Source organism: Bradyrhizobium oropedii (genome assembly GCF_020889685.1).
GTDB classification, from domain to species: domain Bacteria; phylum Pseudomonadota; class Alphaproteobacteria; order Rhizobiales; family Xanthobacteraceae; genus Bradyrhizobium; species Bradyrhizobium oropedii.
Window position 1 is genome coordinate 35,662 of sequence record NZ_JACMYO010000033.1, and the last position, 20,846, is coordinate 56,507.

Below are 20,846 nucleotides of genomic sequence, written 5' to 3' on the forward strand. Positions count from 1 at the left end.
CGGATCGGATCTGAGGCAAGCGGCTCAGGTTACTGATTCCGACGTTGCTTCCTTCGCTTGACCGGCATGGCCGGCTCAAGCTCGACCAGGCGGATCGAGAGTTGGTGCTCGGCGTCAGCGCAGCCACGATTGATCGCCTGCTGGTCGAGGCCAAAACGCGGCCGGCGGTAAGCGCTGGCGGGTCGGCTTTTATTCGGCGGTACGGCGGAAAGTTCCGATCCGGACGTTCAACGATTGGCAAATCCGCCGCCGGGGTTCTGCGAGGTCGACATGGTGGCTCATGGCGGCACATCTGTCGCTGGCTCGTTTATTCAAACGTTGACAATGGTCGACGTCGCGACTGGTTGGACCGAATGCATGCCGCTGGTGACGCGCGAGAGCGGCCTCGTCGTGCGAGCCATGGAGAGCGCACAGAACCTGTTTTCCTGGCTCATTCGTGGCGCCGACTTCGACAACGACAGCGCGTTTACGAACGACGTCGTCGTGCCCTGGTGCCGTACGCGAAAGATCGAGGTGACACGTTCGCGCACCCACAAGAAGAACGATCAGGCTTTCGTTGAGCAGAAGAACGGTGCGGTCGTCCGGCGACTCGTGGGATACGGTCGCTTTGATGGTGTCGAGACGACGCGCGTGCTTGAATGTTTGTAGGCTGCATCTCGGCTACATACCAACTTCTTCCAGCCGTCCTTCAAGCTGAAGGACAAGCGACGCGAGGGCGCGAAGGTGATCAAGCGCTATCACGTGCCAGCCACGCGCCATCAACGAGCACTGGCGAGGTTGAGCAAGTTCGTCAAACGGCGTCTTCGAGAGCTTTATCGCACGCTCGATCCCGTGGCCCTGCTGCCCGAGATGAGAGATCCCCAGGCGGAGCTCGGCACGCGCGTCGACGCCTCGTTCGACCGTGGTTGTAAGCAACGTCCGCTACTCGTTCGGCTTTCAACGACACTGAACGCGAGTATCTCTGCGGTCTTGCGGCGATATCCGGTATCCCATGGCCATAGAAGTCTTTCACTTTCGTCTCAAATGAAGATTGTGAGATCTCTACCACAGGCGGATCGGAAACCAGGGAATACGGTCGTGGAGCTGCCCGCGCAAGGCGTCCTCGTCCGCCTCCTGACCAAGGGCTGTTGCAATGCGTTCTCGCGTAGCAGCGTCAGTCTCCTTGGAGTTCAACGGCTCTCGTGCTGACGTCTCTGGGGAGGGGCCTGGGTTATAGATGCTAGCGCAGCGTCCGAGCAGTAGGATGGCAAGTGAGGTGAGGAGGGCTGAAAACGCCCGAGGACGCCACGAACATAAGTGCCGTCAACCCCTTTATCTCATCTGGGCTCATGCTATCTCTTTGCGACTATTGCGCACTGTTAACTGCCTGCGGGGATCGGTCACGAGCCTCTCCTGGTGAAGCGTTGTCCTTGGCGGCAGTGAGCTGGACGGATCCGATTGGCTGGACGATGAAATCCGAGGCGAGATCCTGGTAGGACAAAACAGGCAGATCGATCGCGTTGCGGGTAAGAAAGCCGCGCACGAAGCGCCGGATATCCATTGAACCCAGAACAACCGGCCGGCTCTTGCTCCGCGCGATGCTGGAATGAATCTGGCGGAATTGTGAGAGCAGCTTCTCGCTCTGCCAATCCTCTAACACCAGGTAGGGACCGACGGCAGTATCGCGCACCGCACCACGCACGATATCCTCGGTCTCACGTTCGATGATAAAGGCGGCCACCACACGGTGCGCGTTTGCATAGCGATGGCAGATCTGCCGTTTCAGACCGGAGCGAACATATTCGGTGAGCAGCACGGCGTTCTGCTCCCGTTCACTCCATTCTGCTAACGCCTCCAGGACCAGACGGGTATTGCGAATGGGGATGCCCTCGTCCAATAGGCGACGTAGGACGTCAGCGATCCGGGGCACCGGTGTTGTGCGCAGCACCTCCTTTACCAGGTCAGCATACTCCTGCTCCATCCGGCCGAGTAGTTGACGCGTCTCCTGAATGCCCACCAAACGCTGTGCGTAGCGTGTCAAGGCCGCGTGGACGCGCAAGGCGATGATGTCGCTCGGATGGTGATGTCCTATTCCAGCGGCTTTGAGAGCCGTTGCGTGACCTTGTTCGATCCAGATTCGATTCGCCTCGGAATCTTGCCGAAAGGGGATGCCGCTCAATTCGATGTTCGTCACGTCATCGTTAAGCACGAGTTGCGTCGGGTCAACGAAATCGCCTTCAACCGGCACTCCCTCAACGTCGACCCGGAATTGGGATTCATTTAAGTGTCGGTCGACTTGGGTGGGAATGCGTGGAACCGTGATTCCAAGATCTGAGGAGACCATTGCCGAGATCTGTGCGATGCGTTGCTCAAGCTCGTCGTTGTCGATTGCATGCGTCAGATTCGGGGCGAGGACTACCGCGATTGGAAGCGCCTCCGCGGGCACGGTCTGCTTCTGAGCTTGTGCCTGAGCCGGAGCCGAACCGCGGATGCCGGCGTCCGGCTTGGCAGCGGGCTTGCCGCCGTGTATGCCGACCTTGACGATGCTTGCCGCAGCAAACAGTGCGGCCAGCATGACGAACGGAGGAAAAGGGAAACCGGGGACGAGCCCTATCACAACAAGGACGCACGCAGCCAATCGTAGCGCTTGTGTGCTGGCCGTAAGTTGGTTGACGATATCGGCGCCAAGATTGAGTTTGGAAGGACCGTTGACACGGGTGACGATAGTTGCGGCCGTAATTGACAGCAGAAGAGCCGGGATCTGCGAAATTAGCGCATCACCTATAGTCAGGATCGTATATTGATGCAGTGCCTCTTCAAGGGACATTCCCTTGGAGAGTATTGCGATCGAGATGCCCCCGAGCATATTGATGCAGATGACTATGAGCCCGGCGATGGCGTCGCCCTTCACGAATTTCATGGCGCCGTCCATGGCGCCGTGAAGTTGGCTTTCTCGCTGCAGTACGGCTTGCCGGCTGCGAGCTTCGTGCTGATCGATATGACCGTTGCGCAGCTCCGCGTCTATCGCCATCTGCTTGCCAGGCAGCGCGTCCAACGTGAAACGTGCCGACACTTCTGCGACCCGTTCGGCGCCCTTGGCAAGAACCATGAACTGCACCATGGTCACGATTAGGAATATGATAATTCCGACCGCGATGTTGCCTGATATGATGAAATGGCCGAACGTTTGGATGATGCTGCCGGCGTCGCCTTCAGCGAGAATCAGCCGCGTTGTCGCGACGGTGAGAGCCAAGCGAAAGACGGTTGAGATCAGGATGACGCCCGGCAGGGACGAGAAGTCAAGTGGGGTGTTGAGATACAGCGCGACCATAAGCAGCAATATGGCAAAGCCCAGGTTGAAGCCGATCAGCGTGTCGATCACGACGATGGGGATCGGCATGATCATCATCCCGATCGCCAGAAGAAGCATCAACGCGACCATCAAATCCGGGCGTGCAGGGGCGCGCATGATGAGACTGCGTAAGACGTTGGCCATGAAGAGCCTTATTGTTGTTTGATTAAAGCTCTGCTGGCCCGCAACGAGACATAGCGTTTGAAGGTGGATTGCGCCTCGGCCATGCGGTCAGCCTGACGCAGGGCGTGACTGCGCAATAGCATTAAAGGCAGTCGCGAAGACGGCTGGTCGTCAAGCGTGTCAAGCCTATCCAAAACTGCCAGCGCCTCGTGACCCTGTCGCTCTGAGATGAGAGCGTAGGCCAGCATGCGTAGCAGGTCGATGTCCCGAGAATGATCGTGAGCGACGATGCGCAACAAGGCCAAGCTCTGTGCACTCTGCCCGCACGCAAGATGGACATAGGAAAGTGCGCAAAGTAAATCACGCTCCTGCCCGGAGATGAGCACGGCCTCACCGGCTTTTGGAACGTTTGACGGTGGACTAGGTGGAAGCTGTTGCACTCCATCCGAATTGGACATTGCTAACCTTTGATCAAGCCGTTGTGATTCTGGCGGAGCAGAATCAACCTCCGCAGCTCCAGCTGCAGAAGGGCTATCCCTTCGCGTGAGGCTGCACCCTCTGCCGCGTTCGATAGCGCATCGACCAAACGCTCGAGAAGAGGGCCGTGTTTCTCTGGGCGCAAAACGTCCGAATGACGTAGGCGGGGCGTGACGAAGGCGATCAGATTGCCAGCGAGAGTGGGGCCATTGAGGCAAGCCAGTTCCGCGCTACGCGCCACCTCACCTAACTGAGCGGGCGTACTGCTAGGATTGATGCGCGAAACTGGGTCGATCGGGTCGAGCGCCAGTTCGCTTTCGATCGCGGCTTCAGCGGGGAGATCTCGTGCGAGCGAATCCTGAAAAACCGGCGAACGGCTCGTGCCTCCATGCGCATCCGTGTTCCCGATCTCGAGGCTCTTTGCTCGAGGAATGAGCGGGGTAATGGAAGGTCCATGATCGTCGACATTGGGCGCCTGAAAGGAGGTGCCAGGCTCGATAGAATGCTGGGGCAGCCTCGTCATGACAGTTTCCTTATCTGCGGGGCTGAAACTTTAATAAGGCAGAGTAGCAACTTGGCCATTCCGGCTCAGCAGCACACGCCCTTCTTCGATCCCATTGACTGTCCATCCATTATTCAAGAGCGCGCCCACGAAATACTTTTGCCTAGCAATGACGAGATAAGGGGCGCTTCCGCGCCAAACAGCTTGGACAGCAATGGACGACGGCGTCTTTTCCTCCCTGACGGCTACTGCATTGACAAGCGTATAAGCGCCGTTGCTGTGGCGGTCGAACCATTTCTGGACTTCCTCCCATTTCGCGCGAGAGGCGGGCGCAAGGGTGCCATTAGTGGTGACAACGCCCGGTCCAGAACCCACTTTGATGTTGAGAAGGCCTGCTCTATCAACTTCCTCTTGCAGACGTTCGGCAGCTGCAGCCGTGGTCAGAGCATCAGCTGCGTTAAGCGCCGATCGTGGCGCAACTTCCACGACAGGGGAGGAGCCGGAGCTGGGCGCCACGGCGCTGCCGGTACGAGCGAAAATTCTTGAGATTGTGCCGGCCGCGACAGAGCTGAGCAGGACCAAGGCGAGCGCGACGATCGATACACGCCAGCGGTCGCTACGGCGGACTGGTTGAGAGTCTTCTATCGACCAGCGAATGGACATCGTGCCCGGATGAATGACGGCGGGAAGAGGGACGACAACGCGCTCATTCGGTGAAATGTTCTCACTTCCATCAACCCGGATTTCGCTGGCAAGAGCCTCGATCTCGATCGCATTGCAATGTGGAGTGACGCGCAGGTGATGCCGCTCGAGACCTTGCTCGATAAATACAAAATCGGCATCGAGGCCGCTGCCAATCAGGATTGGCCCGGCCTCTGCTGTGCCCGTAAGCCCGCAATACAGTCCCGACAGCACTTCGAAACGGGGGCAATTCTGTTCACTCACGGTCGGCCTCCTGAAGAGCGAAGAGAGCCGCACGGCAACGCCGTACGACTCATTTCGAGTTCGCAGATTACTCACCCGGGAAAAGTGGGACGACAGCGTCGTCCCACTTCAACTATTACTGCACCCGCTCGTCGGCGACCTTCTTGACGGCTGAAAGCTCAGTTGAAACGACGCGCAGTTCCACGTCCCTCTCCGCAGCCTTCGTGCTGGTGGCGGTCAGGGCAGCGAGTTGCCGATTGAAGGCCGCCTCTCCGGTGGCCTCAGTAAGAGCGGAACCAGCTGCAGAATTGACAATGCCTGCTGCTCCACCTGCAGTCGAGGTATGAGACGCACCAACCGTACCATTAGTCATGTTGTTTCTCCTATTTGTTGGGTGTTACCGCAAATTGCGGCTCCCATTCGCCGACGTCGCAACGCGCGACGTCAGGAATCCTCGGCTGTCTCAGCCATTACGTCCTCAAAACGGCCCATCTCACTACCTGCCATCTGGGCAGCGATGGTGCCGAGAGCGACGTTAAACGCTTGACGCAAAGCGGCATCCTGCGAGTTGCCAGCTGGATTGGCCGCGCTATCGATGGGGGTGCGCGCGCCAGGCGATTCGCGATGATTGCCCTGTGCCCCTTCTTTACCGCCACGATTCGTATGCACGTCGGCATCAACGTGCCCACCGGCGCGTGCGTTCGTAATCCGCATCGGGTTCTCCTATGTCATTTCAGTTAAGCCAATGGAGGCAAATCTCTACTGTCCTCATTGTGGATGCATTAGCTTTCGACAAGCTGACGTAATCGTGATTCTTCACGACGATATCGATCAGTCCGGTTTCGCGTGGTATCGAGCCGGCGCCGACCCTCGTGAGGCAGTCTCCGGCCTGGTCTGCACGAACTGCAGAACGGGCTCTCCATCTCACATTGTAACCGTTTCATTCCATGTCCATCCGCGTCTTCCGCCGGTGATTAAGGTCTCGACAACGTCAGCTTTCCATGATTCGAGATAACGGCGTGTCGCTCCGACTAGCTGTAAACGCCGGCAGCTTGCGTCCGCTCGGACTCGATGCGAGCCTTCAGGTCGTTCAAATAATCTTCCGCGTAGGACTGCGCCATCGAAACCGGTAGGTTGATGCCGGCTGTCGCCGCTTCTTGAATGGCCTGCTTCACCAAGCCTTCGCGCATGGCCAGTTTGACCTCAGGGCCGGCTATACAGCTGACCGCCTGAGCCGCAAGACTGAGGCCGGCTTCTTCCAGCGCTTGTTTCAAGTTGCCGCCTGTGATGGCCGTGTGCAGAAGATTTGCTGCTTGCGCCTCGCTCTCGAGCACCATTGACGCCAGATCGGCCAATTCACCCAAGCCTGGAATGAAGCCAAGTGTACCAACCGCCGTTGCGGCCCAGTCGATCACCTTCGAGCCCACCTTGAGCACGTCGTCAAGCACGTGCATGAAGGCACCCCCGTTCTTCTTGGAAGACTTGATATCGGGCTGATCCTCCGCGCCAATCATCATGTCTGCGACAGCGGACTGATCGGCAGCCGTTTTGGCGACATGCGTCCTCAACTGATGAGCCGTGCGGTTGGCAGCCGACATGTTACTGAAGAAGTGAGTGAAGTCGCTATTGCTGATGTTGCCGGAATCGACCGTATGACCGCCGCCGAAATCAAAGAACTTATGGTGGGTCTTGTAGCCTGTGATCGAATTGTTCAGTAGCCCAAACAACAGAGGATCCGAGAGCAGCTGTGAGGCCGCCTTTCGTACCTCGGGAGCGAGGCTCTTGTCATCGACCATGCTGGCGAGCTTGTCCCGCGTGAGGTCGCCCTTTCCGAAGAAAGCGGCTTGATTCTTGTTGATCGTGTTCAGCGTATCCAGCTCGGTCTGCGAAAGGTTCATCGACGATGAGGCAACCTGCAGGAAGTCCTCCTTATGGACTTTATCTATCGAGCCACCGTACAACTGTTTCCATTCGTTGGAATGATCGAGGAAGTATTGCGCGGCTGCGACAACCTGCGGCGGACATTTGCCCGTTTTGGCCTCGCCGTCGACGATCTGCTTGAAATCCGCAAGGCTTAGGTTCTTGGGCAGGTTATCGGAATACCGATAGAGCTCGCGCAATGCATCATTCTCGCTCATAACCGATGGCTGACCGCTTCCGGTGCCGTCGGATGGAATGTAGTTCTGCTCGTAGCGTCGCGCCTGCTGGTCCTGGAATACGGCAACCTGTGAGTGATGATCGGAGAAGCTGGAGAGGTCATCTGCCTTGATCTTGCCACCGCAGCGGCCGTCGCCTTGCGACCCTATCGCATAGAAGAGTTCCGGGTCCTGCTGCAGTGCTTCGATCGCCGCCTTGAGATCCGGCGGTGTGGAGGGATCATTGGCCAAATCTCCAAGGGATTTCCAATCGAGCGGGCACTTGTCTTTGTGACGGTTCAACATCGACACAATCTGCAACTCCGTATCAGTCAGAGTGCCGCTGTTCCATGTAATCCTTGAGCTTGGTACTGGCGCCGCCGCAATTCCAACGTTACCCGCAGCCGGGGCGGGCTGTGGAGCTTGCCCAAGTGCATCCAGTGCTGCTCTCAAGTCCGGCGGCAAGATATTTCGCGTCTCCTGCGTGAGCTCCTCCGCCAGTTGCTTGGCTGCCTCTGCCGCCTCCGTATCCTGCGGTGCGGAGTGATCGCCGGTTGTATCTTTCAAGGAGCAACCGGCCAGAACCGCCTCGAAGCTTGAGAGTTCGCGGGCTGACGGAAGGCCCGGAGCAAGCCCGGACAATGTTCCCGTTGAGCTGGCGGTTAGCGATAGGTTGTTGACTGACATTATACTTCCTCTGATGTGAGATTGCACCACAAGCCGGTCAATGGCGCAGCGGGAAATCGCGACGGACAACGAGCAAGAAGATCGATAGGCGGAGTCCAAGAGCCATTCCGGTTGCCCAGCGGGTCCCCGCGCTTGGTTCCGCTACAATCTGTCGGCACATCGCCGTCTAGATGTTCACGCTGTTGTGGTAGGGGGACTAGCTTTTGAGAAGCTGACGGCTCTCAGAAGAATTCGCAACGAGCCAATGAAACAGGAGTAGCCAACGGCTACGGCGCATGGTGTGCGTACGTTAGCCTCGTGGTGCTTGATCGTGTCCTGACGCGGCACTTTGGCGGAATCAAGAACTCGCGGCTGCTATCCCGTGATGGTCGCGTTCGGCGATTCGCGCGACAAGCTCGGACCGCCGACATCCCATGTCGGAGTTAACCGCGTGGCTACGCCGGCGTCTCCGCCACAAGACTATGGAAATCTGCTCCATTGCCGCGGCGAAGTAACGCGACCAGATACCGTTTGCCGGTGCATATTCCACAATATTATTGCCATCGTCGTACATGTTGAGTGTAGGTCGACGGTGGCTTCGAGCGCATTCAAGCTGAAATGTGCTCAGCATCTATTCCTTATCAGCTATGTTTTGGCCGCTCGACCTACCTTCGCTCGACTCTGCAGGCCAAAAGCCAGGGTCCAGTCATGGTGTAAGACGAAGAACCCCATCTTCTCGCCATTCTGCTGTGTGGCGAACACCCAGGATAGTGAAAGTCGTCATCGGCGAGGCTTTGCTTGGCCCGGCTTCTTAGCATGTCGACCTGAGATCGCGTTGCGGCTTGGCCAGTGAAGACCCAGTAGTCCTTGGCGCGACGTCCGTCCCCAGGGCAAAATCTCCGAGTTCTGGCGTCGCACCCTCGGCGCGTGACGACAGTCAATCTGGCTGGGAAGCCGCTTCCGCCCTGATTGCCGCGCGGCACGACACCCCGGCTTGCGATGGTTCGGACCGAGCTGGCTGGCCATTGGCCTAGGTTCACGATCTTGCCAAACTGGATTCTTGCCGAAGTCGCAGCCGTCAGCGAGGAAATGAGCAATCAGCTGGTGGGAGTTCGAGCGAACGCCGCGCCCAATGATGGCTCGGGGTGCAAAGGTCCGGCCTCGTGTTCCTACCAGATCGGGTTCTGGCTTACATCGGCCCCTTCATGCAGCGCCAACAGTTCGCGCTCAGAGTCGCTCGGATCTGGGCGCGATGAGGAGGAGTTGGGCGCCAGGCTCGGGTCTGCCCGGCTTATCGAGTTAAAGTCCATCCTGTTCCGCATTTCAGATCACGGACGGGCTCGAGGTTGGGAGACCTGTTCGCAAGGGGCGCGGGGAGCGAAAGAGCGAAACTCAACTTACCGTCAACAATGATGCTCACAGTGTTTCCGGTTCGATCGTCTGTCATCCCGACATACGTCTATTGCGGCACTCGTCCGCGCTCTCATGCTGGCAGGATCAGCTTTCTGAAGGATGCAGAGGCGCTTTGAATTTTCTCGTAGGCTACCCTTGTCATCAGTGGTCTGGGCCCGGTGCGTGGACGACGCCACCTTGATGCGGCACGGTGGGTGACATAGGGGCCTCTGGTCGCCCATCACGAACCACCACGCTTGAGGATCCGCGAAACAGCATTAAAACCGTATCGTGCGACGGCTTTTCGACGATCGGGGTTCGCCGCGCCTCCACCTCCGCCACCAGGGCCTTGAGCGTCTGGTCCACAAGCGCGACAAAGCGAGGTGGACCAGACGCGAGGACGAGGCCATCTCCCGGTGCAGCTTTCAGGATATAGCGCTCATCAGAGATCTTAAGTGCATCGAGCGCCGCCTTGAATGCATCGAAAGTGATCGGATTCAAGGAGAGCAGGCGGCTTTGCACTTCGCGCGCGTCGGATACGTACAGCACCAATCCATCGTAGTACCATTGAAGATTGTAGAGATTGGTCAAATGGTCGAGAAACTCTCTCGGAGTGAGATCCGGCATCCGCCCCCGAATTCTACCCTTCACCTCGGCGCTGACGTTGACACGAATATTCAAGTTGTTGCCGAACTCCTGGAGTGCCGCAGCGAGGTCCTGATCCAGGATTGTATAGCTATAAAGAGTCGATGGCAGATGTAGGTCAGCGCCGAGGGCCCTAACGATACCCAGCGAAATGAAAACCCAAACGTATAGAATGGTCTTCAAGATGTGTAGCCTCGTGGCTCGAGTGGGTGTGCTTGGAATTTGCGCTTGAGAACAGCCATCGAAACTCGCCCAAAGTCGGAAATCGAAATTTCTTCCACACTGGAGACCAAGCGTGGTCTTTAGATGACGATCTTGGTGATGCTCGTCAGCTTTTCGTCAGCTCTCCTGTCTAGGGTTCTGGGCACGTTCACGGTTATAAGCGGCTAATCGCATCACGTGAGAGCTATGATTTCATGTTTGGCGTCACTCCGATCTTCGCCGGCCCTGTCGAATGCCTCTCCAGGGCTTGCTCATCGACGCAGGCCGAGTTTCAGCAGAAACTTGCACAGGTAACCTTGCATCAAGGTGTCGCCTCTTCCGTGACCGATGGCGCGTTGGCTCCACAAGCCGTGGAACTTCAGCGTGCCGTTGCGTCGGCAAATGCAGTCGGCGATCGCATCCTTCAGAATCTATCTGCCTTGCACCAGGGCAAACCATTTCCCTCGGGTGAAATCCCTTCGATGATCGGTGGCGAACCTATTCCTGCGAAAAGTCTCCAGCTTGGGCCGGCCGCGCAGCCCGTCATGCGTTCGCACGAAATGCATGTTCATTCCGTCGGAATGCCGGAAGGCGTGGATAACTTCGAGGTGATGCTGGCGAATTTGCGGGATGTTTACAATAGCGTCATTGAGGTTTCGCTCATCTCCAAGAGTGCCGGCACAGTGAGTTCATCCTTGAACAAGCTGCTATCGGCGGGCTGAGCGACCTCGATGGACGTTTCGATGCAAAGAGAGGTTGGTCGCAACGTGCTGGCGGGAAGGTGGTTTCATGTTTTCCTCGTGCTGCCGCTGTTGCTGGCCGGTTGCAAGGCCGATCTCTACACTAAAGTCCAGGAGCGTGAAGCCAACGAGATGCTGACGCTTCTCCTTGGCAAAGGCGTCGATGCTGTCCGTGTTGTCGCTAAGGATGGGACGAGCACGATTCAAGTCGAAGAAAAGCAGCTCGCCTTTTCGATCGAGATGCTGAACGATCGGGGGTTGCCTCGGCAGCCTTACAAGAACCTCGGTGAAGTGTTCAAGGGGGCGGGCTTGGTTGCCTCTCCGGTTGAGGAGCGTGCCCGGTACGTCTACGCCCTAAGTGAAGAATTGTCGCGCACGATCAACGATATCGATGGGGTGCTCTCCGCCCGTGTCCATATTGTTCTGCCGAAGAATGATCTTCTGCGACAGGATTCGACACCGTCCTCGGCGTCAGTCTTCATTCGTCACGGCTCCGATGCGAAGCTCTCGGCCTTGCTGCCGCAAATCAAGATGCTCGTGGCCAATAGCATCGAAGGGCTCTCCTACGACAAGGTCGCAGTTGTGTTCGTGCCAGTTGAGCGGGCTCAGCATGAGCTGTCGCCTTCGGCTGCCGCTACTTCGGCCCAGCCGGCCAAGTTCTTGTCAGCGCCTTTCTTGCTTGCCATCGGCGTCGGAGGCGTGGGCGCGGCGTTCGGCATTGTGGCTTACGTGCTGCTGAGCACACGAGGGCGCCAGCTCGGTCAATCATTGCGCAAACTGACAAATCTCGGTGGAGCTTCGAGTATGCCGGTGGTCCAAGCCGTCGGCAAAAAGCTAACCTCCGATGCGAGATAGGTAAAAATGCAGTGTCGGTATCGACGTCCGCCGAACCAAATCATTCACTCGGCTCGCATTCCGATCGCCTGCGCGAGCTTGCTGCCTTGATCCATCCGAGCCGTTTTGCCGCTCATCTTGATGCGCTGCTGTCAGCCGCAACAGTGCTAAAGTTGCAAAATTCTTACAGGCTGCAGAAAAGATTGGCCGAATTGCTGCTAGGCAGCGAACTTGCCGCGAAAGGAAGTAGCTGGGGGAGGGACGTTCTAGTCGGGCACGATCCGCGTCGGGTGGCCTTGCTCACTGGCAGCGTCTGGCATGCACGTTCAGTCCTGAAGCTGGTATCAAAGCACGATCTCACGATTCTGGTCGGACACATCGGGGCTGAAGCACATGCCTTCGGCATCCGACACTTATGCAGCGCCGTCGCGACCACACCGATTGTCGATCCTGAGCAACTTTCGCGGCAGATTGAACATGATGGATATGCCTGTCTTGGCGCTTGGCTCGAAGGTGCGTCAGAGCTCGACCGTGCGCGCGTGATTCTCCGCTTGCCTGTCGGGTCCGCCGCGGAGACCCCTGCCAGCGAACACCGCAACGCCGCAAGCCAATTGCTGTCTTTGGTGATGGAGCACCTGGCGACGGAGACACCAGCGGCATGATTGTCACTGACCCAGCGTTGCCAGAGGCGTCCCAGATACGTCCTCTTGGTCCACTCATACCGGCCGCGGAACTCGGCATATGGTATGATGCAATACAGACGCGCGCACTGGCAGAGCGGTATCTACAGCAGGCTCGCAGCTGGGCGAGCAAAGCCTATCAGCGCGAGCGTATGCGTGGCCACGCCGAGGGCATGAAGGCAGGCTCGGACGAAATGGCGCGGATCGTCGCCCGCGCTGCTTCGGAGTTGGCGCGGCGAAAGGCCGTTCTGGAACAGGAGTTGCCACAGCTCGTCATTGAGATCTTGAGCGATTTGCTAGGCTCCTTCGATCCGGGCGAGATGCTGATCAGGAGCGTTCGCCATGCCATCGAACAAAACTGTGGCGGTGCCGAAGTATGTCTTCATGTGGCTCCATTGAATGCCGATGCACTGACCCGTGAGTTCGCAGCGTTTGATGGAACGGATGGGCGGCCCAAAATCAGAATTGATCCGGATCCAGCGCTGACGCCGGACCAGTGCGTTTTGTGGACCGAGTTTGGCAATGTCGATGTGGGGCTTGCCGCGCAGCTCCGCACCTTGCGTTTCGAACTTGGCTCGTCTTTTCGGATGGGCGAACCGTGACCGTGTCACGATCAAGCGACCACGGTGCAGCTGGAGAAAAATCCGTCCACGCTGCGTTATCGTCTCTGCGATCTGCGGCAATGCAGATCGATACGCGTGCCGTGCGCGGACGAGTCAAACGGGCAATCGGCACGTTGCTTCACGCCGTGCTACCAGGAGCTCGTGTTGGAGAGATTTGCGTGTTGCAGGATCATGGCACGGGATGGTCGCTTGAGGCCGAGGTGATCGGGCTGCTGCCGGACGGCGTGTTACTCACGCCAATCGGCGACATGGTGGGCTTATCTAGCCGTGCTGAGGTGGTTCCGACCGGGCGAATGCAGGAAGTATCGGTCGGTCGCGATTTGCTCGGCCGCGTGATCGATAGCTTTGGCCGTCCACTCGACGGCAAGGGCCCGATAAAGGCGGCGCACACTCGCCCGCTGCGTGGCGCGGCGCCCAATCCAATGACGCGGCGCGGTATCGAGCAGCCGTTTCCGCTCGGCATCCGCGTGCTGGATGGACTTCTGACGTGTGGTGAAGGCCAGCGAATCGGAATCTATGGAGACGCCGGTTGCGGCAAGTCGACGCTGATGTCGCAAATTGTAAAGGGAGCTGCCGCCGACGTGACGGTGGTCGCGCTAATAGGCGAGCGTGGACGTGAGGTACGTGAATTCATCGAGCGTCACATTGGCGTGGCGCTCGGTCGCACGATCGTTGTCGTTGAGACATCCGACCGTTCGCCGATGGAGCGGGCGCAATGCGCCCATACGGCGACGGCACTCGCCGAGTATTTTCGTGATCAAGGACTGCGCGTCGTTTTGATGATGGATTCATTGACGCGCTTTAGCCGCGCGATGCGCGAAATCGGCCTTGCCGCGGGCGAACCTCCCACACGACGAGGCTTTCCTCCCTCGGTATTTGCGCTACTGCCCGGTCTGTTGGAACGCGCCGGTATGGGCGAGCGCGGCTCGATCACGGCTTTCTATACCGTTCTTGTCGAAGGTGACGGTACAGGCGATCCAATAGCCGAAGAGACGCGCGGTATTCTCGATGGTCATATCATTCTGTCGCGCTCGCTTGCGGCGCGAGAGCATTTTCCCGCCATCGACGTGTTGTTGAGCCGGAGTCGAGTCATGGATGCGGTCGTCTCGGTGTCACATCGCCAGGCGGCATCCCTCTTCCGCGATCTGCTCTCGCGCTACAATGAGGCGGAGTTCCTGATCAAGGTAGGTGAGTACAAGCCGGGTAGCGATCCGCTAACGGACCGGGCGATCGGCTCAATCGAGGAGCTGCGGGCATTCCTGCGCCAAGGGCAGCATGAGCCGTCCAGTTTTGAGGAGGCCGTCACGTGGATGTCGCGTCTGACCGCCTGAATCTCGTTCAAGCCTCCAAATTGCGGCTCGTGAAGGACATGAGGGAGCGAAGTGCGCTTCGGGAGTTGTCCAACAGGGAAGGCAAGCGCCGCATCGCCGATGAACGGGTAAAGCGAGCTTCCGACACGCTTGCAAGCGCCGAGAAACATCGCGCAAGCGTCGAAGCCGAACTTTATCTGCAGCTGGCATCCATCGATACGATGTCTGTCGCAGAACTCGATCGTCGCCGCCACATCGTCATTGAACGGCTCGCAGCCGGCATCGCATCGGCACGTCAGGCGCTTGAGGAGGCGTGCGTCGCTCGAGAGCAGGCCGAGGCGGAAGTGGTGGACGCGCGGGCTCTGTGGACCAGGCGTTTGGCGGCGCGCCGTAAATGGGAACAGATCGAATCTGATGTTCACAGTACAACCAATACTCGTTTGGAGTCAGCGGCCGAAATCGAGGCCGACGATGAGGTTTTGCTTCGCTATCAGTGCGGCTCGCCTGGGCGAGCGGTAGGCGATTCGATCTAATGGCTGATTCACTGATCTCGGCGCCAGCTTGCGGTTCTGTAGAAATGGGGTCGGCAAATGCTCGGGGCGAACTCTTACCATTCGAGCCACCGCTAACGCTGACCCACGAGGTAGTCTCGTGGGTCAATGAGGTCGCCGCTCCGCGCGTAGTTCTACGGAGCCGCCTTGGCGACAAGCCCCTGTTCGTGCGCATGAGCCGGCTTGTCTGGCATGCAGAGCCATCTGCCGTCTCGATGCTTGACTGCGTAGTTCGCGTCGGGGACGAAACGGCGATCTTGTCTTTGCCTCGTCGGCTTGCCGAGGCACTGATTTCGACGGTGCAGCAGGGCCTTACTCTACCTTCCGACCCAACCAGTTCGCTCCTTCTCGAGCTCGCGCTTGAAACGTGGCTCACGCGACTAGAGGACTTGTTCGCGCGAGATTTACAACTTGTCCGCATCGACGAAGCACGGACAGAAGGGCCTTATCTAGAATTCGACACTGCCTACGGACCGCTCACTGACAAGGCGCGCCTGTTCCTGTTCTCGTCTCTCGATCGCCGGGTTCCCCCTGCATTCCGGGTGTTAGCCCAGCTGCTTGGCCAACTGCCGCCGGAAATGCCCAGGCTTTCTCCGGAGTTTCCTGTCACGGTCGCGATAGCGATCGGCTCGCTTCGCGTGAGCATCGCACTCCTTCGTCAAGCACAGAGCGGCGACGCGCTACTGCCGGACATCACTCCCTTCGCTCAGCACATAGTCATCCTCAATGCGGACAAGCTATGGGCTCCGGCTCAGGTGGCCGGTGCCAGACTGGTCCTGCAGGGGCCGTTCCGCCTGCAACCCCATCCTCTAGAGTGTGCCCATATGACGCCACGACCTCAAGCACAGCAGCTGGTTCCGTCATCGGAAGCCGACATCGACAACATTGAGATCACGCTTGTGTTCGAATGCGGTCGCTGGCCTATACCGTTAGGTACGTTGCGAAACGTCAACGAAGGATATGTGTTCGACCTCGGGCGACCGCTTGATGGTCCGGTCGACATTCTCGCGAACGGTCGATTGATCGGCCGCGGCGACATCGTGCGTGTCGGTGAGAAACTGGCCGTCAGGTTACGCGACAGGTTGGCGGTCAATGAGTGACATTCAACCAAGCATCGTTGCGCTTCTCGCGGTGACGGTCGGCCTTGGCCTGCTCGCGTTCGCGGTGGTCACAACGACCGCCTTCATAAAGGTTTCCGTTGTTCTCTTCCTGGTCCGTAACGCGCTCGGGACACAGTCGATACCCCCGAACATCGTTCTGTATGGCGCTGCATTGATCCTTACCGTCTTCATTGGCGCTCCAGTATTTGAGCAGACCTACAATCGTCTGACCGAACCGCAACTTCGATATCAAACGTTCGATGACTGGGTGACCGCTGCCAAGGAAGGGAGCGAGCCGCTGCGCGCCCATCTCAAGAAGTTCACCAATGAGGAGCAGCGTTCGTTCTTCCTCTCGTCGACAGAACATGTCTGGTCGGAGGAAATGCGCAGCAACACAACGGCCGATGACTTTGTGATTCTGATACCGTCCTTTCTGATATCGGAACTCAAGCGCGCCTTTGAAATCGGCTTCCTTCTCTATCTTCCATTCATCACGATCGACCTGATCGTAACTACGATCTTGATGGCAATGGGAATGTCGATGGTTTCACCAACGCTGATTTCCGTCCCTTTCAAGCTCTTTCTGTTCGTTACGATCGACGGCTGGTCGCGGCTCATGCACGGATTAGTCTTAAGTTACGCAACGCGGGGAGGTTAAGATGGATGATGCCGGTATTCTCACTCACCTGAGCCGATCGCTCGTCCTGTTCATGATTTGGGTTCTGCCGCCGCTCATTGCAGCTCTCGTCGTCGGATTGGGTATCGGCATCATCCAGGCGGCAACGCAGCTGCAGGATCAAAGCTTGCCGCTTACCGTGAAACTCCTTGTTGTTGTCGCCGTGCTTGTTCTGTTTTCTCCGGTGCTGAGCGCGCCACTTATCGAACAAGCCCAGCAGATCTTCGCGGAGTTCCCAACTCTCACGAGGTATTGGTAAGTGGAACGCAAGGGTGAGCGTCCGGCACAGGGTCGCCATCGCCATCGCTCGTGTGAATCACGAGGAGATAGTCCGTCAGCTTATCGAAAGCGAGCCTCAGTAGCATGAGAGGAAGACTGCTATTTTGATCGCAAGCGGCCTTGTCGATTTCGCCTTCGAAAGAGTGCTGCTCGAGACCGGAAAGCGAGGCGTCAAGATCGATGAAGGCTAGGACGGTTGGCAGACACTCGAACGATGCGTTCGGCGTGAGAGGTCAATAGAGCTTGGTTTGTCGGCCCTGCAGGGCCTGAGGTCGGCTGGTGCTATCCTTGAAACTGGCCATGTCTCGTCGCGGGGGAAGCGATGGGAGGCAGTTGGGCCGAAGTGATGTGCCTTTCACATCATGGGCGCGTCATCCTGTAGAGTCTGGAGCGAACCGGCTGAATATCTGCGACCTTCTTGAATTCTAACATCATGGCGCGGCGAGCGTGGCTGGTTCGATTGGCCGAAGCGAACGATCAACAAACCTTCAAATGCATAGTTTGTCCTTCACCGAGACGCAAATTCTGATCCAGACTGCTACCGAGTTCATTGTTGCAGCCGGCCTTGGTGCAGCCCGGGCCCTCGGCATTATGTTGGTGCATCCCGTGTTCACGCGGCCGCACATTAGCGGGATGATCCGCGGAAGCTTGACGATCGCGCTTGGGCTGCCATGCTTGGCTCATATCAGGGACAGCCTGCAGATGCTAAATCCGGACACTCGTATGGTCGCAGTCGCGCTCCTCGGTCTCAAGGAGATATTCATCGGCCTACTGTTCGGCATCCTGCTCAGTATACCACTATGGAGCATTCAGGCAGTTGGTGACATCATCGACACCCAGCGCGGTATTTCGAGCCAGGTGGACGATCCTGCGACACGCAGCCAAGCCTCGGCGACGGGGCTTTTTCTCGGGACTGCTGCAGTTACGATTTTCGTTCTATCTGGAGGTCTGCAGACGATGGTCAGGTGCCTCTATGGCAGCTATCTGATCTGGCCCGTGGATCGGCTACTACCACCCCTCACCCAGCAAGGGGCAATGGAATTCGTAGCGCTTCTCGATCATATCATGCATACGACCCTGCTGGTCTCGGGGCCCGTGCTGGCTCTGCTGCTCCTGATCGAGGTATCGCTCATGTTGCTCGGGCGCTTTGCGCCGCAAATCAAGCTGAACGATCTTTCCCCGACCATCAAGAACGCGGCGTTTGGCATCATCATGGTCAGCTACACCGTCTACCTCATCGAATACATGAGAGCGGAGATCACCCAGTTCAACGGTGTACTGGAGTGGCTCGAGAAGTTCTTGAAATGAACGATTCGAGCGAGGAGAAGAAGCTTCCACCAACTGCCAAGAAGCTACGGGACGCCCGTAAGAAAGGGCAGCTCGCGCGCAGCGGCGACTTCGTGAGCGCGCTCAGCATTTGCGCCGGTTTCGGCTGTCTATGCCTCAGAGCAGGCTCGATCAAAGATGGGTGGCATGAAGCGGTGCGGCTCATCGACAAGCTACAGGAACAGCCCTTCAACGGCGCGGTCGCGCAGGCGCTGATCGGATTGGTCGAACTCACCATGACCGCCGTCGTCCCAATTATTGGGGCGGCCGCGGCCGCAGCCATTCTGGCCAGTTTCGTGGCCACTGGCGGGCCGACGTTTTCTGTCGAGCCGCTCAAGCCAACCCTTGAGAAATTGGATCCCATCAAAGGGTTGAAGCGGCTTTTCTCTCAGCGATCGCTTGTAGAGCTTGGTAAGTCGCTCATCAAGGTGCTCAGCCTCGGCGCAATCCTTCTTCTTACTGTGATCGCAAGCTGGAAGGCGCTGGTATACTTGCCTGTCTGCGGAATGGGATGTTTCGGCTTCGTCTTTCAAGAGCTCAAAGTCCTGATCGAGATTGCGGCCGGGGCTTTTCTGATCGGCGGCTTGGCTGATCTGCTCATTCAGCGCTGGCTATTTTTGCGCGACATGCGCATGACAGAGAGCGAAGCGAAGCGCGAATCCAAGGAACAGGAGGGCAATCCGCAGATCAAGGGCGAACACCGCCGGATCCGTCGCGAGGCGGCAAGCGAATCCCCGATCGGCATTCGTCGAGCCACATTGATACTGACGGGGCCCGCGACGGTGATCGGGCTGCGCTACGTTCGCGGCGAGACCGGAGTGCCAGTGTTGGTATGCCGCGCTGAGGGCGAACTTGCTTCGCGGCTGCTTGAAGAGGCGCGGGCCCTGCATCTGAGTATTGTCCAGGACCATGTTTTAGCGCGTGAGCTGATCCAAAAGGCGACGATGGGGAGGGCCGTTCCGATTGCGTGTTTTGAGCGGGTCGCAAAGGCAGTCTTTGCTGCCGGCCTGGTCTAACTTCGCGCAAGGCTGATGCGGAGGATCCTGGTCAAATACAGAATTTGATCGACAAGCGGCGCAGTAATCACAGAAGTGGCTGGTCCTTATCGCGAACCTAGTGACCAGAATATCAGCCAACACTGCATGTCTTGCTGCGAGTATGGGCTCGTGAGCCGCTCATGGGGACTCTGGCGGAGCCGTGTCATGAATTGCATCTTCCGATTTGCTGCCGTTGCCCGGTGTGGAGATCCCACGAGCGATAAGGGGACGCACCGCACGATCACCACTGGTTGGCATGACAGCACTATTCCCCAGCAAGTCGCCAGGATCGTTGATCATGACTCCGAGATTATTCCGGATCGAGCAGCCCAGCGTCGGGTCAAAGGAATTATCGTCAGTTGAAGGGCCGACGATCGAAAGCGACCGGCAAACGGGAGGATATGCTTCGTAGATAATTGCCTCGATCCGTACCCCGAAATGGGCGGGTAGATCGACGGGGGAGGCGGCTAAGTGAATATTATAAGGGGCAACGCCCATTGCGCGGGCCTCATGCGCCACTTGAGCAATGAGCCGGGGTGAGCCAGTGACGTCGAGATGGAGGGCATCCCGCCGACCGCGACTTGCATTCGCAATGAAATTCCGCAGCCGATATCTCTCGGCGCAACGAAGACCTTGTAGCGACAAGACACTGGTCTTCTGCGCCACTTCGATTGCTTGCTCGGGCGGCTCAGAAGATATCGAAGCACGATTTGTGCATCCGTCCAAGGCTACGCCAATAGCGATCAAACAGCACAGCTGTCGTAAGATCATTCTCGGTCCTCATTCGATAATGCACCGCCGGCCGCGCCGGGTACTGCCGTGGGGGAAGGGACGCGGCCTCGCCGCGAATTTGCCAATGTGTTTGTCAAAGTGCGGCCTGCATCCGAGGGCGGTCCGATACGGTCGGTGGGGGCGATTATCTTGCCCGGATTCGATGCTGGTCGCACGATATAGGGCGTTACAACAATGACCAGCTCCGTCTCCTGCTTCTGAAATGACGATGAGCGAAACAGCGCGCCTAAGATCGGCACATCGCCTAACCAAGGAAAGGCACCAATGTCGGTGTCGAAATTGCGCCTAATGAGCCCTCCAATTGCAAAGCTTTGACCACTGGCAAGCTCGACGACGGTACTGGCACGCCGAGTGGAGAGACCAGGCACAGAGATCCCGTTGACGCTGACTTCACCTTCTTTCGACAATTCGCTGACTTCAGGCTTCACGTGGATATTGATCTGATTGTTGCTGAGAACGGTCGGAACGAACTCCAGACTGATGCCAAATTGACGGAACTGGA

General features: G+C 57.9%; 22 protein-coding genes. 12 read left to right on the forward strand and 10 right to left on the reverse strand.

What is annotated here, in order from left to right; translation table 11 throughout:
- The first annotated feature begins 234 nt into the window (after positions 1-234).
- Positions 235-648, forward strand: a complete 414-nt coding sequence (locus H8A95_RS12050; RefSeq protein ID WP_229166195.1) for an integrase catalytic domain-containing protein — start codon at positions 235-237, stop codon at positions 646-648.
- A gap of 697 nt (positions 649-1,345) precedes the next feature.
- Here H8A95_RS12050 and sctV read toward each other — a convergent pair.
- From sctV to H8A95_RS12090, 8 genes are all read right to left on the reverse strand, one after another.
- Positions 1,346-3,475 (reverse strand): type III secretion system export apparatus subunit SctV, encoded by a 2,130-nt coding sequence (gene sctV / locus H8A95_RS12055; protein WP_229166194.1) that lies wholly within the window; start codon positions 3,473-3,475, stop codon positions 1,346-1,348.
- An 8-nt stretch (positions 3,476-3,483) separates the two neighbouring features.
- Entirely contained in the window at positions 3,484-3,912 is a 429-nt protein-coding gene (locus H8A95_RS12060; protein ID WP_229166193.1) for a tetratricopeptide repeat protein, read from the reverse strand.
- Positions 3,913-3,914: 2 nt separating this feature from the next.
- A complete protein-coding gene (locus H8A95_RS12065; RefSeq protein ID WP_229166192.1) occupies positions 3,915-4,454 on the reverse strand; it encodes a hypothetical protein in 540 nt (179 codons plus the stop codon).
- Between the two features lie 30 nt (positions 4,455-4,484).
- Positions 4,485-5,378, reverse strand: a complete 894-nt coding sequence (locus H8A95_RS12070) for a SctD/MshK family protein (protein WP_229166191.1) — start codon at positions 5,376-5,378, stop codon at positions 4,485-4,487.
- Positions 5,379-5,493: 115 nt separating this feature from the next.
- Entirely contained in the window at positions 5,494-5,730 is a 237-nt protein-coding gene (locus H8A95_RS12075; RefSeq protein WP_229166190.1) for a hypothetical protein, read from the reverse strand.
- A 71-nt stretch (positions 5,731-5,801) separates the two neighbouring features.
- Positions 5,802-6,071 (reverse strand): hypothetical protein, encoded by a 270-nt coding sequence (locus H8A95_RS12080; RefSeq protein WP_229166189.1) that lies wholly within the window; start codon positions 6,069-6,071, stop codon positions 5,802-5,804.
- Positions 6,072-6,388: 317 nt separating this feature from the next.
- Positions 6,389-8,179, reverse strand: coding sequence for an HrpF/NolX family T3SS translocon protein (locus H8A95_RS12085; RefSeq protein WP_229166188.1), 1,791 nt, complete (start codon positions 8,177-8,179; stop codon positions 6,389-6,391).
- 1,533 nt (positions 8,180-9,712) lie between these two features.
- Entirely contained in the window at positions 9,713-10,378 is a 666-nt protein-coding gene (locus H8A95_RS12090; RefSeq protein ID WP_233287016.1) for a nodulation protein NolW, read from the reverse strand.
- A 233-nt stretch (positions 10,379-10,611) separates the two neighbouring features.
- Here H8A95_RS12090 and H8A95_RS12095 point away from each other — a divergent pair, with 233 nt between their 5' ends.
- From H8A95_RS12095 to H8A95_RS12145, 11 genes are all read left to right on the forward strand, one after another.
- Entirely contained in the window at positions 10,612-11,118 is a 507-nt protein-coding gene (locus tag H8A95_RS12095; RefSeq protein ID WP_229166187.1) for a nodulation protein NolB, read from the forward strand.
- A 9-nt stretch (positions 11,119-11,127) separates the two neighbouring features.
- Positions 11,128-11,991, forward strand: a complete 864-nt coding sequence (gene sctJ, locus H8A95_RS12100) for a type III secretion system inner membrane ring lipoprotein SctJ (protein WP_376711637.1) — start codon at positions 11,128-11,130, stop codon at positions 11,989-11,991.
- Between the two features lie 11 nt (positions 11,992-12,002).
- Entirely contained in the window at positions 12,003-12,632 is a 630-nt protein-coding gene (locus H8A95_RS12105) for a nodulation protein NolU (RefSeq protein WP_229166186.1), read from the forward strand.
- On the forward strand, positions 12,629-13,252 hold the full coding sequence (gene sctL / locus H8A95_RS12110) for a type III secretion system stator protein SctL (protein WP_229166185.1): 624 nt from the start codon (positions 12,629-12,631) through the stop codon (positions 13,250-13,252). Before H8A95_RS12105 ends, sctL begins: the two co-directional genes overlap by 4 nt.
- Positions 13,253-13,332: 80 nt before the next feature.
- Positions 13,333-14,604 carry a type III secretion system ATPase SctN gene (gene sctN, locus H8A95_RS12115; protein ID WP_229166184.1) on the forward strand — a complete coding sequence of 424 codons (1,272 nt, stop codon included), beginning with the start codon at positions 13,333-13,335 and terminating at the stop codon, positions 14,602-14,604.
- On the forward strand, positions 14,580-15,116 hold the full coding sequence (locus H8A95_RS12120; protein ID WP_229166183.1) for a hypothetical protein: 537 nt from the start codon (positions 14,580-14,582) through the stop codon (positions 15,114-15,116). Before sctN ends, H8A95_RS12120 begins: the two co-directional genes overlap by 25 nt.
- Before the next feature lie 44 nt (positions 15,117-15,160).
- Entirely contained in the window at positions 15,161-16,234 is a 1,074-nt protein-coding gene (sctQ, locus tag H8A95_RS12125; RefSeq protein WP_229166225.1) for a type III secretion system cytoplasmic ring protein SctQ, read from the forward strand.
- Positions 16,227-16,892, forward strand: a complete 666-nt coding sequence (gene sctR / locus H8A95_RS12130) for a type III secretion system export apparatus subunit SctR (RefSeq protein ID WP_229166182.1) — start codon at positions 16,227-16,229, stop codon at positions 16,890-16,892. The genes sctQ and sctR overlap by 8 nt, the downstream gene beginning before the upstream one ends.
- Position 16,893: 1 nt before the next feature.
- Positions 16,894-17,169 carry an EscS/YscS/HrcS family type III secretion system export apparatus protein gene (locus tag H8A95_RS12135; protein WP_229166181.1) on the forward strand — a complete coding sequence of 92 codons (276 nt, stop codon included), beginning with the start codon at positions 16,894-16,896 and terminating at the stop codon, positions 17,167-17,169.
- Positions 17,170-17,681: 512 nt separating this feature from the next.
- Positions 17,682-18,497: a type III secretion system export apparatus subunit SctT gene (gene sctT / locus H8A95_RS12140; RefSeq protein WP_229166224.1), complete on the forward strand. Its 816-nt coding sequence runs from the start codon at positions 17,682-17,684 to the stop codon at positions 18,495-18,497.
- On the forward strand, positions 18,494-19,531 hold the full coding sequence (locus H8A95_RS12145) for an EscU/YscU/HrcU family type III secretion system export apparatus switch protein (protein ID WP_229166180.1): 1,038 nt from the start codon (positions 18,494-18,496) through the stop codon (positions 19,529-19,531). Before sctT ends, H8A95_RS12145 begins: the two co-directional genes overlap by 4 nt.
- Before the next feature lie 159 nt (positions 19,532-19,690).
- Here the strand turns inward: H8A95_RS12145 and H8A95_RS12150 are convergent, their stop codons facing one another.
- Together H8A95_RS12150 and H8A95_RS12155 are read right to left on the reverse strand one after the other, a co-directional pair.
- Positions 19,691-20,323, reverse strand: a complete 633-nt coding sequence (locus H8A95_RS12150) for a CpaD family pilus assembly lipoprotein (RefSeq protein ID WP_229166179.1) — start codon at positions 20,321-20,323, stop codon at positions 19,691-19,693.
- The coding region (locus H8A95_RS12155) for a type II and III secretion system protein family protein (RefSeq protein WP_476727252.1) at positions 20,320-20,846 on the reverse strand (527 nt) is incomplete at its 5' end. The genes H8A95_RS12155 and H8A95_RS12150, both read right to left, overlap by 4 nt.

Excerpts from the sequence above, each read along its gene's own strand:
- sctV (WP_229166194.1), bottom strand. The coding sequence starts at position 3,475 with ATGGCCAACGTCTTACGCAGTCTCATCATGCGCGCCCCTGCACGCCCG.
- H8A95_RS12060 (WP_229166193.1), bottom strand. The coding sequence starts at position 3,912 with ATGTCCAATTCGGATGGAGTGCAACAGCTTCCACCTAGTCCACCGTCA.
- H8A95_RS12065 (WP_229166192.1), bottom strand. The coding sequence starts at position 4,454 with ATGACGAGGCTGCCCCAGCATTCTATCGAGCCTGGCACCTCCTTTCAG.
- H8A95_RS12075 (WP_229166190.1), bottom strand. The coding sequence starts at position 5,730 with ATGACTAATGGTACGGTTGGTGCGTCTCATACCTCGACTGCAGGTGGA.
- H8A95_RS12080 (WP_229166189.1), bottom strand. The coding sequence starts at position 6,071 with ATGCGGATTACGAACGCACGCGCCGGTGGGCACGTTGATGCCGACGTG.
- H8A95_RS12085 (WP_229166188.1), bottom strand. The coding sequence starts at position 8,179 with ATGTCAGTCAACAACCTATCGCTAACCGCCAGCTCAACGGGAACATTG.
- H8A95_RS12095 (WP_229166187.1), top strand. The coding sequence starts at position 10,612 with ATGTTTGGCGTCACTCCGATCTTCGCCGGCCCTGTCGAATGCCTCTCC.
- sctJ (WP_376711637.1), top strand. The coding sequence starts at position 11,128 with ATGGACGTTTCGATGCAAAGAGAGGTTGGTCGCAACGTGCTGGCGGGA.
- sctL (WP_229166185.1), top strand. The coding sequence starts at position 12,629 with ATGATTGTCACTGACCCAGCGTTGCCAGAGGCGTCCCAGATACGTCCT.
- sctN (WP_229166184.1), top strand. The coding sequence starts at position 13,333 with ATGCAGATCGATACGCGTGCCGTGCGCGGACGAGTCAAACGGGCAATC.
- sctQ (WP_229166225.1), top strand. The coding sequence starts at position 15,161 with ATGGGGTCGGCAAATGCTCGGGGCGAACTCTTACCATTCGAGCCACCG.
- sctR (WP_229166182.1), top strand. The coding sequence starts at position 16,227 with ATGAGTGACATTCAACCAAGCATCGTTGCGCTTCTCGCGGTGACGGTC.
- H8A95_RS12135 (WP_229166181.1), top strand. The coding sequence starts at position 16,894 with ATGGATGATGCCGGTATTCTCACTCACCTGAGCCGATCGCTCGTCCTG.
- sctT (WP_229166224.1), top strand. The coding sequence starts at position 17,682 with ATGCATAGTTTGTCCTTCACCGAGACGCAAATTCTGATCCAGACTGCT.
- H8A95_RS12145 (WP_229166180.1), top strand. The coding sequence starts at position 18,494 with ATGAACGATTCGAGCGAGGAGAAGAAGCTTCCACCAACTGCCAAGAAG.
- H8A95_RS12150 (WP_229166179.1), bottom strand. The coding sequence starts at position 20,323 with ATGATCTTACGACAGCTGTGCTGTTTGATCGCTATTGGCGTAGCCTTG.